At 64.0% G+C, this 14822-nt stretch carries 16 protein-coding genes; 8 read left to right on the top strand and 8 right to left on the bottom strand.

What is annotated here, in order from left to right; translation table 11 throughout:
- Positions 1–3 precede the first annotated feature (3 nt).
- The 5 genes from C41B8_RS19810 to C41B8_RS15765 form a co-directional block, all read right to left on the bottom strand.
- Positions 4–1335, bottom strand: coding sequence for a M23 family metallopeptidase (locus C41B8_RS19810; protein WP_198025247.1), 1332 nt, complete (start codon positions 1333–1335; stop codon positions 4–6).
- 317 nt (positions 1336–1652) lie between these two features.
- Complete coding sequence (locus C41B8_RS15780; RefSeq protein ID WP_037340388.1) at positions 1653–1862, bottom strand: hypothetical protein; 210 nt, start codon at positions 1860–1862, stop codon at positions 1653–1655.
- Between the two features lie 193 nt (positions 1863–2055).
- Positions 2056–2913: a sterol desaturase family protein gene (locus C41B8_RS15775; protein WP_051883663.1), complete on the bottom strand. Its 858-nt coding sequence runs from the start codon at positions 2911–2913 to the stop codon at positions 2056–2058.
- Between the two features lie 489 nt (positions 2914–3402).
- The gene (locus C41B8_RS15770; RefSeq protein ID WP_232226094.1) at positions 3403–5556 is read right to left on the bottom strand and encodes a TonB-dependent receptor; all 2154 of its coding nucleotides are present in this window, start codon (positions 5554–5556) and stop codon (positions 3403–3405) included.
- A gap of 152 nt (positions 5557–5708) precedes the next feature.
- Positions 5709–6317: a TetR/AcrR family transcriptional regulator gene (locus tag C41B8_RS15765; protein WP_198025246.1), complete on the bottom strand. Its 609-nt coding sequence runs from the start codon at positions 6315–6317 to the stop codon at positions 5709–5711.
- 215 nt (positions 6318–6532) lie between these two features.
- Here C41B8_RS15765 and C41B8_RS15760 point away from each other — a divergent pair, with 215 nt between their 5' ends.
- The 8 genes from C41B8_RS15760 to C41B8_RS15725 all read left to right on the top strand — a co-directional run bounded on the left by C41B8_RS15760 (position 6533) and on the right by C41B8_RS15725 (position 12950).
- Complete coding sequence (locus tag C41B8_RS15760; protein WP_051883662.1) at positions 6533–6859, top strand: DMT family transporter; 327 nt, start codon at positions 6533–6535, stop codon at positions 6857–6859.
- Position 6860: 1 nt separating this feature from the next.
- Positions 6861–7175 (top strand): DMT family transporter, encoded by a 315-nt coding sequence (locus C41B8_RS15755; RefSeq protein ID WP_037340384.1) that lies wholly within the window; start codon positions 6861–6863, stop codon positions 7173–7175.
- Between the two features lie 74 nt (positions 7176–7249).
- On the top strand, positions 7250–7504 hold the full coding sequence (locus C41B8_RS15750) for a Trm112 family protein (RefSeq protein ID WP_037340382.1): 255 nt from the start codon (positions 7250–7252) through the stop codon (positions 7502–7504).
- The gene (locus C41B8_RS15745) at positions 7501–8373 is read left to right on the top strand and encodes a 6-carboxytetrahydropterin synthase (RefSeq protein ID WP_051883661.1); all 873 of its coding nucleotides are present in this window, start codon (positions 7501–7503) and stop codon (positions 8371–8373) included. The genes C41B8_RS15750 and C41B8_RS15745 overlap by 4 nt, the downstream gene beginning before the upstream one ends.
- Before the next feature lie 33 nt (positions 8374–8406).
- Positions 8407–9744, top strand: coding sequence for a dihydroorotase (locus C41B8_RS15740; protein WP_037340380.1), 1338 nt, complete (start codon positions 8407–8409; stop codon positions 9742–9744).
- Between the two features lie 79 nt (positions 9745–9823).
- Positions 9824–10264, top strand: coding sequence for a ferric iron uptake transcriptional regulator (fur, locus tag C41B8_RS15735; RefSeq protein ID WP_037340379.1), 441 nt, complete (start codon positions 9824–9826; stop codon positions 10262–10264).
- A 191-nt stretch (positions 10265–10455) separates the two neighbouring features.
- Positions 10456–11646, top strand: a complete 1191-nt coding sequence (sat, locus tag C41B8_RS15730; protein ID WP_037340409.1) for a sulfate adenylyltransferase — start codon at positions 10456–10458, stop codon at positions 11644–11646.
- A gap of 374 nt (positions 11647–12020) precedes the next feature.
- On the top strand, positions 12021–12950 hold the full coding sequence (locus tag C41B8_RS15725) for an L-lactate dehydrogenase (RefSeq protein ID WP_037340378.1): 930 nt from the start codon (positions 12021–12023) through the stop codon (positions 12948–12950).
- Here C41B8_RS15725 and C41B8_RS15720 read toward each other — a convergent pair.
- The 3 genes from C41B8_RS15720 to C41B8_RS15710 all read right to left on the bottom strand — a co-directional run.
- Positions 12915–13118, bottom strand: coding sequence for a hypothetical protein (locus tag C41B8_RS15720; protein ID WP_037340377.1), 204 nt, complete (start codon positions 13116–13118; stop codon positions 12915–12917). The two genes, C41B8_RS15725 and C41B8_RS15720, sit on opposite strands and share 36 nt — an antisense overlap.
- Positions 13115–13468, bottom strand: a complete 354-nt coding sequence (locus C41B8_RS15715) for a DUF488 domain-containing protein (RefSeq protein ID WP_037340375.1) — start codon at positions 13466–13468, stop codon at positions 13115–13117. Before C41B8_RS15715 ends, C41B8_RS15720 begins: the two co-directional genes overlap by 4 nt.
- Before the next feature lie 338 nt (positions 13469–13806).
- On the bottom strand, positions 13807–14822 hold a 1016-nt coding region (locus C41B8_RS15710; RefSeq protein WP_332254279.1), incomplete at its 5' end, for a cation diffusion facilitator family transporter.

Below are 14822 nucleotides of genomic sequence, written 5' to 3'. Positions count from 1 at the left end.
GGGTCAGCTTTCCGACGCCAGTATCTGGGGTTGTGCGACTCCGCCATTGTGTCCAATGCAGGATAATCGATCGAGAGCCGCCTGCTGACTACGCCCGGCCGGGTTCCGGGTCAGCCGCGCGGCCAGCTTCAGCCAATCGCTGCATATCGGCGATGAGACCCAGCTTTGACGGTGATCCGGGCCGCTGGCAGGAGTGTTCAGCAGTTGGTGTAGCCGTGCGACGCGGGTTTGGAATTGCGCCAGGCGCGAGCCCTTGAGCGACCTGGCATGCGGTAACGCCATAGTCATCGGGTTATGCGGCACGCCGTTCTTGCGAATTTCGAACAGCAAATGCGGCCCGGTGGACCAGCCGGTATTCCCGACGGTACCCAGCAACTGACCGCGCGCGACCCGCTCGCCGACGTGCAGTCCCTTGGCGAAGCTATGAAGATGCGCGTACCGGGTCGCATAGCCATCCATATTCTGCATCTTGACGAGACGGCCATAGCCCCGCTCCCAACCGACGAACGTGATCCGGCCTGCGCCGGCCGCATGGACCGGCGTGCCCAACGGCGCCGCCATGTCTACCCCGTAATGGGGATGGACGAAATGAACGGCCGGATCCATCCGATGCAGGCTGAAGCCCGAGCTGATGCGCGTGTAGTCCACCGGGTGCCGGGAAATCGTCGGCTCGTACGACTGACCTTTGGCATTGTAGTAATGGGCTTTCTGGTCGGCGCCGATGGCCCGGTACGCGCCCCACTGGTGTCCGGCCGTCGTCAGAGATACCGCTTCGACCGGCCCTACCTTGATGCGTCTACCGTCGTGATCGACAACCCGATACAGGAGACTGAAGCGGCCGCCGGGCCGAATATCGTGCTTCAGATGCACGCGCGAGTGATAGATCTTGATGACTTGACGAATAACCGATGGCGGCGCGCCGGCCCCCGACAACGACTGCGACAAGGAGTGGTGTATGCGCCCACTTAGCAATACCTGGCGCCGGGTCGCGGGGAGCTGGTCGATAGACGCCCGTAAACCCGGGCCCTGGCCCGGCTGAACGATCAACGTACGCAACGTGCCGAGCGGGTAGCGCAGTTGTAGCAACTGGCCGCTGGATGCCTGATCCAGTTCGAGCGTCTGGCCCGGCTGGATATGATTCAGATCGGACCGATATGGCCCGATGCCTCGGGCTCGCAGCACGGCATCGGCATCGATTCCGCGGCGTTGCAGCAACCCGGACAGTGTATCCCCGGCTCGTACCGTAATCCGTTGCCAAGCCTGTGGATGAATTGGGGGGCGCGGCAGCATCGGCCCGGCCAGGGCCACCGTCGTACAGGCGAGCGATGCCAGCAAGACGCTCACCCGCTGTATCAGACGGCCGTTGCATCGGCTTTTAACCCCGGCGATAGCAGCCGTGACTTCGGGCCGGGGCGCCCGTGCCCCGGTCAACCGACGGAAACATTGATCGAATGGCCGATTGTTTTGTTTCATTGCTCTGTCAAATTGACCGCGAAGACATCGAACGGCCTCCCGCTTATCGGACATTTGCAAAGCGCATCGACTCGGCGCGCCGATCCATCCTCACAAAACAGCGGCCGGGCCACCTGCCAATACGCCGGTCAACCGGCGAACCGTTATCCACAGCACCTGTGATCCAGTCCCGGCGTCATTCACCTGACGATGCTTTTCATGACTTGAAGACAGTCGTTTTTCATTTCGGCTCGTCTAGACTGGATTGAGCGACCGCGTTTCGGATCGGCGTAGAAGGCATGCGTCATCGCCTGGGCAATATCCAGAATCCGCGCAGCCGATATCGAGGTGTCATTGCCGGTCCGGAACATGCCGGAGAGCAGTCCGCTACCGATCGCGAAGTCGGCCACGCGCCGATCGACGCCCGAATAGACGAGTCGAGATATCGTCCTGGCGTTCTGTGGCGATGCCGCGACAGTGCATAGATCGCCGCTCGATAGTTCGGCGTGCGCTGGCGCCGACATCACTATCGCTGCAGACAGACCGACAGCGGCCGCCACGGAAACGCAGAAACCCGAAGTACGGCGTGACCGGAGCATGCGATTAACGCCGGTCCGGCCCGTTGGGTCCGCCCTCGGCCCCACGAGCGCTCCGGTCGCGTCCGTCCGTCGGGCCAGACCGGTTCGAGACCATGGGCTGGCGCCAACTCACCGGCAACCACAACAGATCCCCCAGACGTTCCACCCTGACCGGCTGACCATCCACGCCGAAGGCGAAACCATCCTCGCCGGCCCGGGATTCGGCGATATAAGTGCCAAACAGCCAATCCCAGAACGGAAAACAGATGCCGTAGTTGTGATCGTGCTCGCGCGGCGCCTCCGAGGAATGGTGAATCCAGTGCATGCGCGGCGACACCACGACGCATCGCAGCATACGATCGATATTCCGGCTGATACCGAGATTGGCGTGCGTGAACAGCAGCACGATCTCGTGCAACAGCGCGAAGATCAGGACCGACAGCATCGGCAGGCCGAGAGCGAGCACAGCCGACAGCGAGACCCCCATCCCGACCAGGGCCTGGCCGGGGTGCATGCGCAGCGCGGTGCTCGCATCGATCGCATGATCGCTGTGATGCACACGATGGAAACGCCAGAAGAAATAAACCTTGTGGAACAGAACGTGCTGACCGTATTTGACCGCATCGAGCAGCAGCACCCCGGCGACTACGGCTCCGGCCGCCGGCAGCGTCAACGCATGCAGCAACCCGTATGGCCAATGCATGGCGATCGCGCCGAGCCCGACCGGCAGCACCAGTTTTTCAATGACGTGACTGATCGCGCCGAGAAGAATGTTCGGCCAGCGAATGCCGCCGCGCTTACGGTACGGCCTGACGATTTCCAGACCCATGACGATGGACAGACCCAGCACGAGCACCGCGATGAGCCCCTCGTAAGCTGACATGACATCTCCCGCAGCTACGCCAGAAATCGTATGATATAGCATATCAAATTTGGCTTTATAACATTTGGACTAGGGCGTGTTGGGGTTTCGTGCGAGTCCGCGACAAGCGCTGTTTTGCGGCAAGACGAGGCGTAGCGAACGCGGCGTAGTGGACCTACGCGAGAGAGCAACAACGCTGGATTGCCGCAAAACAGCGCTTGTCCCGAAGGGTTGGGCCGCCCATAAAAAATTAACCAGGGGCGCCCGGCGGCGTTGCGAGTCTGGGTCGTGGCACGCCACGACGCGGCGACTCGCGCCTTGCCGGACACGATTTGCGGACGCCAACGCGGCGCTCGCACGAAACCTCGACACGCCCTAGGCCAAGTCGGCCAGGCACCGGGCCGGGTCGGCCGGCGATACCGCCCGTGCCTTCCCGGTCCGGCGACCACAGGTTTACTGCTCGGGCATCGTTTGCCCCCCGTCGGCCAAGCGACGACAACGGCTCAAGCCTCACAGATCGAAGGGAATCCGTGTGGTCAGACGAATATCGCGCCCAGGTGACAACGCATAGCCTTTGTAAGTGTCCAGAAAACCGCGATACGCCTTGTCGAACAGGTTGTTGATACGCAGGTCGATACGCACTTCCTGGCCATGGATCTTCGGCGCGATGCCGGCGCCCACATCGACCAGGCCGTAGCCCGAGGTCGACGCACGGCCGAACGGCGCGTTGTCGAACTGCGAGAAGGGGTCGCCGGGGGCAGCCTTGTGGCTGTCGTAGTAGCGCACGTCGACCGAGGCATACGTCTGGCGCGGCCAGTCGTTACCGTGCGGCGTGAAACGGGCACCGAGACGAACGTTGTCGGCCGGAATCAACGGCAGCGCTTCGTGATTGTCACGCCGCCGGCCGCGCACGACCTCGCCGGCCGCATGCACCGACAGCCACGACGTTACATCGGCCTTGATCGAGGCCTCGGCGCCGTACAGCTCGGCATTGGTCTGCTCATGGTCCAGCACCGGCAGGCCATCGATCGTCTGGCCGGTATCGCGCAGATAGATGTAGTCGTTGATCAGGTTGCGATAGACCGTGGCCTTGGCCTGTAGCCGGTCCGAATGCCAGCGCAGCGACAACGAGGTATCGATGGATTTTTCCGGATCGAGATCGGGGTTGCCGCGTTGATAGGCCGCGACCCCGCCGTGCTGGCCGGCGACATAGAGTTCGAACAGTGTCGGCGCGCGGAAGCCGCGGCCGACATTGGCCGCCAGCGACAGATGATCGGTGAACGCATAGACCGCCCCCAGCGACCCAGTGACGACGTTATAGGTCTGTTTATGGGCATCACGGACCGAGGCCGACGGATTGGCGGTCTTGTCGGCCAATGCTTCGACATCGTGGTAGTCGTAGCGCACACCAGCCTGCAGCGTCAGCTTGCCGATATCCTTTTCCTGAAAGGCGAATACGGCCGCGTTGTTCACCTCGCCGCCCGGCGAGAGCTGGGTGTGTCCGCGCGAGACCTGTTGCTTGTTGACGTATTCGAGGCCGATCTTGCCGCCGTCCAGCCCAAACGCCGGGCCGTTCTGGCCCACCAGGCGCGCGGTGTACTGGTTAAACTGCAGATCGATATCGCCGTCGAAGCCGAGATCGCGCGGGTAGCCGGCAGCGTTCGAGCGGCGCCGGTTGTTCTGCCACATCAGCTTGGGTTCCCAGGTGATCCCGCCGGCGTTGAACCGGCCGTCGAGTTGCACCTGGCGATCGTCGATGTATTGACCGACGCCTTCGGCGCCCGCGCTCGGCGGTTTGATGCCGCCCGGCGGCGGCAGTAGAAAGTTGTGCTCGTCGTTCCAGCGCGTGTAGCGCAGGGTCCAGTCGCCGAGCGTGTCGTCGTGCATGCCCACCGCGACATCGCCGTTGACCTGATTGAAGTCGGTGTATTTGAGCCGGCCGGTATAAGCCGGAGCATCCGGGTGGGCGGCCGCTTTGGGGCCCGGGAAATAGGTCGGCTCGTCCCGCGTATGGATATCGCCGCCGTCGCGCCGGATCAGGCCGAAGGCATAGCCGAACCGACCGTTACCGCCGGTCGCCTTGATGCCCGTGTCCCACTCGCGGTTGTTGCTGTCGTAACGTCCCATGACCTCGCCTTGGGCGGTCTTGTCGTAGGCGATTTTCGGCGGCAGCAGATTGATCGCGCCGCCCAGCGCGCTCGAGCCATAGAGCACGCTCGACGCGCCGCGTACGACTTCCACCCGATCAAGCAGGAACGGATCGGTCACCGGCATGTGCCGCACCCCGAACGACTGGTTCGATACGCCCACGCCGTTCGACAAAATCTTCACGCGCTCGCCCGACAGCCCGCGGATCACCGGCTTGCCGACCGTGTTGCCGGTACTGATGGAATCCACGCCGGCCAGATCGTCGAGCGCCTGACCGAGGTTGGCCGCGCCCTTGGCCTCGATGTCGTTGGACGTCACAACATCCACGTCTGGCGCCTGCGACAACGGATTGCCGGGAATCGGCACGCCGGTGACCGAAACCTCATCCAGCCGAGCCGCCGGCGCCCTGTTCATCGACGTATGAGACGGGCTCGCGACCTGGGCCGGCGCCGGTGGTGCGATCGCCGATTGATGCGTGGTCGTGGCTTCGGCCATCGATACCGAAGGTAATAACATTGCATTCAATACCAGTATCGACCCCATCGATACCGTGCTTCGTTCGGACATAACGCTCCCCGATAACCCCAAAGAAATGCAATGTTATATTGTAATATTTCTGGGGTAAAGCACCGTGTGGATTGGGCACACGACAGGCTGGCAAGCGGGAATCAGTCTCGAGCGGCCGTCAGTCCGGACCAGAAAATCGGCCAGATCGAGGCGACGCGCCGATCGTATTCATCCACCGAGTACATGAAGCGCTCGCTGAACAGCCCGTCCATCAGGCAATAAAACGCGTCGAGAAAGCCACGCTCGCCCAGATCGGGCCAGACTTCCTCGCGCTGCCCCTGGATATAGATTTCGTGCAACGCCGCATTGATACGCGCTTCGCCGCGACCGGTAACCGCCCGCACATCGGCCGCCAAGGGCTCGGGCGGAAACAACAGATAGCGCTTGTAGAACACACCCTGCGCCTCGACCAGGATGAAGCGCGACATATCGCAAACCAGCTCGAACAGCCGGGTATGGACATCGGCCCCGGCATGGCGGGCAAGGCTCGCGTCGAGCGCATCGAACAACGCGCCCTCGACGCGTTCGACCAACGCCATGAACAACGCTTGTTTGCTGTCGATGTGGTTGTACAGCGACGGCTTCTGGATACCGACCTCGCTGGCCAGCTGCGACAGGCTCATGCCGTCGTAGCCGTGGCGGGCAAACAACGACAACGCGATGTCGTAGACGCGCTCGACGGTGGGTTGCGATGCAGGCGGAGTGCTCATGGCCTGGCCCTGAAGCCGGTTGATATGCATTTGGAAACCGCGCCGAACGACCCGGGCAACCACCCGAAACGGCGCAAAGATGCTGGACATCAGTCTACACAAAGCACGCCGCGACGCTGGATAAACGCATTCGCGCCCGTCCGTCCTGCCGCTATTGACCCCGAGCCGCGCTCTCCTGATAAACTAACGACCGATCGTTAGCATTAAGTTGAATCATGCGGGCATGGATCTGGCTGGCGCTGGGCGCCGGCACCGAAATCGGCTGGATTGCCGGATTGAAGCTGGCCGCCTCGCCATGGGCATGGCTCGCCACGGCGGCCTGTGCCGTGGCGAGCGTCGCCCTGGCGCTGGGGGCCACGCGCGATCTGCCGGCGACCACGGTCTACGTCCTGTTCATCGGGCTCGGCTCCGTCGGCACCGTCATCCTGGAGGCCACGGTTCTCGGCACGGCGCTGCACCCGGCGACCTACGGCTTCCTCACCCTGCTGCTGGTCTGCATTATCGGGCTCAAGCGGACCAGCGCCCAACCGGGAGCGAGCTGACATGGCCTGGTTGTGGCTCCTGGCGGCCGGTGCCTGTGAAATCGTCGGTGTGGTCGGATTCGCCCGCATCAGCCATGGCCATCGCGCGTCGGGCGCGCTCGTAACCGGCCTGGCGTTCTCCGGCGGGCTCGCCTGCCTGCATATCGCGATGAACAGCCTGCCGATGGCGGTGGCCTACGGCGTATTCACCGGCCTCGGTACCGTCGGCAGTACCGCCATCGGCATCCTGTTCTGGGGCGACTCGGCGCATCCGGCGCGTCTGGCCTGGATCGGCGGTGTCGTGGTTGCCGTGGTGGGGCTCAAGCTCAGCATGTGACGACCGGGCGGACTCGCACGAAACGGCGACAGACCCTAGACTATGCCCCAGTCTAGCCACATCGGCCCTGCCTCATGGACAAGCAACTGCTCGAGATTCTGGTCTGCCCGGTCACGGGTCTGTCGCTGTCGCTGGCGGAATCGACCGAGATCGATGCGCTCAATGCCGCCATCGACGACGGCAGCGCGGAATATGCCGACGGCAGCGCCGTGAGCGAGCGCGTGGCCGCGCTGCTGGTCACCCGGGACCGCGCCACGGGCTATCGCATCGACGACGGCATTCCGATCATGCTGCCCGAACGCGGCATCGCCCTGCCCGAGGTGTCGTGAACCCGGGCGACGACTCGCTGCAACTGTTCGTCGAACACGTCACGCATATCGATTGTGGCGTGCTCGACGCCGAAGCCGGTCTGCGCGGGGCGACCTGGCTGGTCGACGCCACGCTCACCGGGCGCCGCGGTGACGACGGCATGCTGTTCGATTTCGGCCCGGCCAAGAAGCTGCTCAAGGCCGAAATCGATGCGCTGGTGGATCACCGCCTGTTGGTGCCCGCGCTCGCCCCCGGACTGGAAATTGACGTCGACGCCGGCCGGCTCGATTTCACCACGACGTCGGGCGATCGCTATCGCTATGCCGGCCCGGCCAGCGCCACCACGATATTCGATGCCACCGAAATCCAGCCACGCGCGCTCGCCCGCTGGCTCGAAGAACGCGTCGGGCCGAAATTGCCGGCCAATGTCGATGCCCTGAAGATCAATCTGCGCCCGGAAGCCATAGCCGGCCCCGTCTACGATTACACCCATGGCCTGGCGGCCCACGACGGCAACTGCCAGCGCCTGGCGCACGGCCATCGCTGCCGGCTGGCGATCGCACTCGACGGCGTGGACCGGACCGATATCGCCCTCGCCTGGGCTCAAGCCTGGCAGGGCGTGTTCATCGGCCATCGCGCCGATCTGACCACGGCCGCCGACGCCGAACGATTGGGCTTTGGCTATACCGCACCACAGGGCGAATTCGCGCTCGATATCGCGGCCGAACGCTGTGTGCTGCTCGACGGCCCGCCGACGGTGGAGAACATCGCCGATCACATTGCCGGCGAACTCGCCGCGCGCTACCCGGGCCATCTGGTCGAAGTCCGCGCCTACGAGGGCGTGGGCAAGGGCGCGATCGCCACGCGCAGCCATGCGCCGCGGACCTGATACTGTCACTCTACTCATCGCACGGGTGTGACCATGACCGATACCCTGATCACCAACGCGACCCTCGTGAACGAGGGTGAACGCTTCATCGCCGATCTGCTGATTTCAGACGGGCGTATCGCGCGCATCGACGGCGAGATCGCCGCGCCGCCGAACGCCGAGGTCATCGACGGCTCGGGCTGCTATCTCTTGCCGGGCATGATCGACGACCAGGTGCATTTCCGCGAGCCGGGCCTGACCGACAAGGCCGATCTGGCCAGCGAGTCGCGCGCGGCCGTGGCCGGCGGCATCACCAGCTTCATGGACATGCCGAACGTGAAGCCGCCGACCATCGACAATGAAGCCCTCGTGGCCAAGCTGGAGATGGCCCGCGGGCGCTGCGCGGCCAACTACGGCTTCTATCTGGGCGCGACCAACGACAACATCGAGGCGATCAAGTCGGTCGACATCACGCGCGCGGCCGGCATCAAGATCTTCATGGGCGCCTCTACCGGCAAGATGCTGGTCGATGACGAATCGGCCCTCGAAGCGATCTTCGAGCACTCGCCGCTGACCATCCTCACGCACTGCGAGGACACGCCCATGATCGAAGCGAACGCGGCCAAGGCCCGTGAGCGCTTCGGCGAGGACGTGCCGATGAGCCAGCACCCGGTGATCCGCTCGCGCGAGGCCTGCATGGCCTCGTCGAAGAAGGCGATTGACCTGGCCACGCGCCACGACGCCCGGCTGCACATCCTGCACATCACCACCGCCGAGGAACTGGATCTGTTCACGTCGGGGCCGATGGCGGGCAAGCAGATCACGGCCGAGGCCTGCGTGCATCATCTGTTCTTCACCCAGGACGACTACGAGCGCCTCGGCACGCTGATCAAGTGCAATCCGGCGATCAAGACCGCCGAAGACCGCGCCGCCCTGTTGAAAGCGGTCGCCAACGACACGATCGATATCCTGGCAACCGATCATGCGCCACACATCCGAACCGATAAGGACAATCCTTATTTCTCCGCGCCGGCCGGGCTGCCGCTGGTCCAGCATGCGTTGATCTCGCTGGTCGATCAGGTCTCGGCCGGGCATTTCAGCATGGAACAGCTGGTGCAGAAGATGGCCCATAACGTGGCCGATCGTTTCGATATCGCCGAGCGTGGTTATCTGCGCGAGGGCTACTGGGCGGACGTGGTTCTGGTCGATCCGAATGCACGCACGGTGGTCGACGACGAGCCGGTGCTGGCCAAATGCGGCTGGACGCCGTTTACCGGCCATACCTTCAATGCCCGGGTAATGACGACTTTCGTATCTGGTCAACGGGCGTATCATGACGGTAAACTTAGCCAAGGCTGTATCGGCGAGGCGTTGAGCTACGATCGGCGCTGACAGCCACCCGCGCCGCTGATTCGTCAGCCGCCGGCGCGGCCTTGCGCCACGTCTCGTGAGCGTTTTCGAGGTGTCGAGTATGGAAACCAGCGATCTGCGCAAGGCGGGCCTGAAGGCCACGCTGCCGCGCCTGAAAATTCTGGAGGTCCTGCAGCAGAACCGACAGGACCATCTGTCGGCCGAGGACGTCTATCGCAAGCTGCTCGACAACGAAGAAGATATCGGGCTGGCCACGATCTATCGCGTGCTGTCGCAGTTCGAGGACGCCGGACTGGTGATTCGTCACCACTTCGAGGACGGCCATGCTCTGTTCGAGCTCGAGCAGGGCCCGCACGATCATCTGATCTGCGTGAAATGCGGCAAGATCGAGGAATTCTTCGACGACGAAATGCAGCAGCGCCAGCGCGATCTGGCCCAGAAGTCCGGCTTCGACCTGTCCAAGCACACGCTTGTGCTCTACGGCGAGTGCCAGGCTGCCAACTGCGAAAACGACACCAGCAATCGCAAGAAGGACTCCTGAGGTCCGTCGCCCGCTTGTCGCGGGCATCTAACCTTTTGGCATGACGTTAGACCCGACCGCCGGGTTGCCCAATCTGTCGGCCCGTCGTTAGACTCCAGCGCTTTAACACGATTCGCGGCTATAACGCGCTGTCATAAAGACGCCGTCCGGCATCGGCTTCGCCGCGATCCGGCAACGCGGGATGAATGTTCATGATCAAGCCCCACGGTTCGACGCACCTCAATCCGCTGTACGTGGCCGATGACGCCGCGCGCGGCCAACTCGTGCAGGAAGCGCGCGAACTGCCGCAGCTCACCGTCAGCTCGGCGGCCGCCGCCAACGCGGTGATGCTCGGCGCCGGCTACTTCAATCCGCTGACCGGCTACATGAACAAGGCCGACGCGCTATCGGTCGCGCGCGACATGCGCACCGCCGACGGCCTGTTCTGGCCGATCCCGATCGTCAACATCGTGTCCGATCCGGAACCCATCCGCGGCGCAGCGCGTATCGCGCTCAACGACCCGAACGTGGACGGCCATCCGGCCATCGCGGTGCAGGATGTCGAAGGCATCGAGGAGATCTCGGAAGACGAGATGACCGAGATGGTGGTCAATATCTTCGGCACCGACGATGAGGCGCATCCGGGCGTGGCCACCTTCAAGGGGCTGGGCCGCTACATCGTGCACGGCCCGATCCAGGTGCTGAACTTCTCGTACTTCGAACACGACTTCCCGGATACTTTCCGCACGGCACAGTCGATCCGCGACGAATTCGCCGAGCGCGGCTGGGACAAGGTCGTGGCTTTCCAGACCCGCAACCCGATGCATCGCGCGCACGAGGAACTGTGCAAGATGGCGCTGGATGCCACCGGCGCAGACGGCGTGCTGGTGCACATGCTGCTGGGCAAGCTCAAGCCCGGCGACGTGCCGGCACGGGTGCGCGATGCCGCGATCCGCAAGATGGTCGAACATTATTTCCCGGCGAACTCGGTGATGATCACCGGCTACGGCTTCGACATGATGTATGCCGGACCTAGAGAGGCCGTGCTGCATGCCGTGTTCCGCCAGAATGCCGGCTGTTCGTATCTCATCGTCGGCCGCGACCATGCCGGCGTAGGCGACTTCTACGGCGCCTTCGACGCGCAGAGCATCTTCGACGAAAAAGTACCGGCCGACGCCCTGGAAATCGAAATCTTCAAGGCCGACCATACGGCTTTCTCGAAGAAGCTCGGCAAGGTCGTGATGATGTCCGACGCGCCGGATCACACCAAGGAAGACTTCGTGATCCTCTCGGGCACCAAGGTGCGCGAGATGCTCGGCCAGGGCATCGCCCCGCCGCCGGAATTCTCGCGTCCCGAGGTCGCCGAGATCCTGATGGACTACTACCAGAACAAGTCGGCCTGATACGGCAGTCGCACGAGAGGACGCAAAAAGCCCGGCTTCGGCCGGGCTTTTTCGTGGGTCATCGAAAATTCGAGCGATCAATGTACGCGAGCTCATCCCGCCGGCACCACGCCTCGACGTGAACCGGCGAAGCCGGCGCCGTGCCGGGTGCTCTTCTCTTGGTTACTTCTGCCGAGCAAGCAAGAGAAGTGACTCGCGCTGCAGCGCGAAACCAAGGACCGCCAGTCTCGGGGGCACGAAGCGTTTACCCGCGCTTGTTCGGCGTTTCCGAGCCGGTGCGCCGTTCAATCGCGCCCGCGTCGGTTGATATGCATCAAGGCCCGTCGAGCCCCATGATTTAGTCTGCGGGCACTGCTCAACGCCCGCGAATTGCCATGACCGTTTCCCGCACGCCCCGTATCGTCATCATCGGCGCCGGCGCGGTGGGCGCCGATACGGCGTATACGCTGTATCTGCGCGAACGCGCGCCGGATATCGTGCTCGTCGACATCGACGCCCAGCGCGCTCGAGGTGAGGCCCTCGACATGCAGCACGGCCAGGCCCTGGCCGGCGGTTCGCGGGTGCGTGCCGGTAACTACGCCGACTGCGCCGGCGCCGCGATCGTGATCATCACGGCCGGCGCGGCGCAGAAGCCGGGCCAGACCCGCGAGGCGCTGCTCGAGCGCAATGCCGACATCATGGCCACGATCGTCACCGAGGCCGAGCGCTACATGGATCCGGAGACGGTATTACTGATCGCCACCAACCCGGTCGACACCCTAGCCCAGGTCGCCGCACGCCATGCGCGGCGCCCGGCGAGCCGGGTGATTGGCTCGGGCACGGTTCTCGACAGCGCCCGGCTGCGCTGGGCGCTCGGCGAAGCGCTCGCCGTGGATGCCCGGCATGTCCATGCCCACGTCATCGGCGAACACGGCGACAGCGAACTGGTGGCCTGGAGCCATGCGCACGTCGCCGGCGCGCCCATCGAACTGCCGGCAGCGCAGTGCGAAGAGATTGCCCGCGCCACCCGCAACGGCGCCTATGAGGTCATCGCGGCCAAGGGGCATACCAGCTATGCCATCGCCTTGTCGCTGGATCGCATCTGTGCCGCCATTCTGAACGACGACCACGCCATTCTGACCGTATCGACCCATCTCGACGGCGCTTACGGCATCGACGATCTGTATCTGAGCGTGCCGTGCGTGGTCGGGCGTGCCGGCATCGAACGTGTGATCGAACTCACGCTCAATGCCGACGAGCGCGCAGCCCTGGCCCGCTCGGCCGCCGTACTACGCGAGCGGATCGTTCAGCCCGTCACCTGTTGAGTGCGTCAGCGGCTTCAGATCGAGCCGTTCCAGCGCGCCGAGCGCGGCTTCCAAGGCGCCTTCGCCGCATAAGCCGGCGATAGCGGCCTCTTCATAGCCCTGGCGTGCGGCTTCGATACAAGCGGCCCGCACGCGTTCGGCCAGGGCATCGGCCTCGGTCTGCGTCATGGGGTTTGCTCCAGAACCTGCTTGAGGACCACGGCGTTGTTGCACTCGGTATCGCGGGCGGCGTAAAGCAGGGTCAAGCCCTCGTGGCCGGCGTGCTCACGCAGCTCGGCGAGTAAACCGGGATCGGAGTCGGCCAGCTCACGGGCGTAGGCGCTGCGAAAATCCGGCCAGCGCTCGCGATCGTGACCAAACCATTCACGCAACGCTTTTGAAGGCGCCAGCGCCCGATGCCAGGCGTCGAGCCGGGCATCAGCCTTGGCCACACCGCGTGGCCACAGCCGATCGACCAGCACGCGATAGCCGTCGTCGGCTTCGGCCGGATCGTATATGCGCTTGAGCCGAATTCCCATCGCGATAACACTAGGGCGTGTTGAGGTTTCGTGAGAGTCCGCGCCAAGCGCTGTTTTGCGGCAAGACGAGGCGTAGCGAACGTGGCGTAGTCATTTACGCGAGAGAGCTATAACGCTGGATTGCCGCAAAACAGCGCTTGGCCCGAAGGGTTGGGCCGCAAATCGCGCCCGGCGGCGTTGCGAGTCTGGGGCGTGGCACGCCACGACGCGGCGACTCGCGCCTTGCCGGACACGATTTGCGGGCTCCAACGCGACACTCGCACGAGACCTCAACACGCCCTAGCGCCGGCGTCGTCAGCAGCGGCCCGCCCGGTGACTCAGCGTTGACACGAAACGCATCACGTCGCCATGCCGCAATCGATATCCACGGCGCAGGCGCGCGCCGTCTCGCGATCCTCGGGCTGGAGCGTGGTATGCGTGATCGCATAACGATCGGCGAGCAGCGTCTGCAGACGCGGCAGGATGGTGTCCCAGTCCGCCAGTCGGGCGATCTCGATGTGGGCGGCCAGTGCGCGCTGGCTGGAGGACAAGCTCCAGATATGCAGGTCGTGCACCGAACGCACGCCTTCCACGTCGGCCAGGGCGCGACTGACGCCGGCGGCATCCACGCCCTTGGGCACGCCTTCCATGAGCACCCGTACGACTTCGCGTAGCAGCGGAATCGCCGATAGACAGATCAGCACACAGACGAAGAGCGACAACAACGGGTCGATCGGCGTCCAGCCGGTGAACATGATGACGAAGCCGGCGACCAGCGCGGCGACCGAGCCCATGAGATCACCCAGCACGTGCAGCAGCGCGCCGCGCACGTTCATGGTCTGCTCGCCACGCAGCAGGATATAGCCGATGAGGATGTTCACCAGCAGGCCGATGCCGGCGATGATCATGACCATCCCGCCAACGACCGGCTCGGGCTGGAAGAAACGATGGATCGCGGAGATGGCAATGGCGACGACCACGCCGATCATCATCACCGCGTTGACGAGCGCGCCGAGCACCTCGGCCCGTTGCAGCCCGAAGGAATGCGACTTCGAAGCCGGGCGGCGCGACAACCAGGCCGCGAACGCGCCGATCGCCAGCGACGAGGTGTCGGTGAACATATGGCCGGCATCGGAGAGCAGCGCCAGCGAGCCCGACAGCCACCCGCCCACGACTTCCACGATCGCGAAGCCGAACGTGAAGCACAGCGAGAAGACGAGCACCTTACCGCTGCCGTGGTGGTGATGCCCGCCCAGGCCATGATCGTGGTCGTGTCCGCCCCCATGATCGTGATCATGGGGGCCATGCGCGTGGGAGATATGCTCGAAAGTGGTGTACGCGGGAGTTTGAATTAGGCGGCGTATCCGGCTGGAAT

It is taken from the genome of Salinisphaera hydrothermalis C41B8, from assembly GCF_000732535.1.
GTDB classification, from domain to species: domain Bacteria; phylum Pseudomonadota; class Gammaproteobacteria; order Nevskiales; family Salinisphaeraceae; genus Salinisphaera; species Salinisphaera hydrothermalis.
The sequence above is the reverse complement of the archived record's forward strand: the minus strand, read 5'-3'. Positions and strand labels throughout refer to the sequence as shown.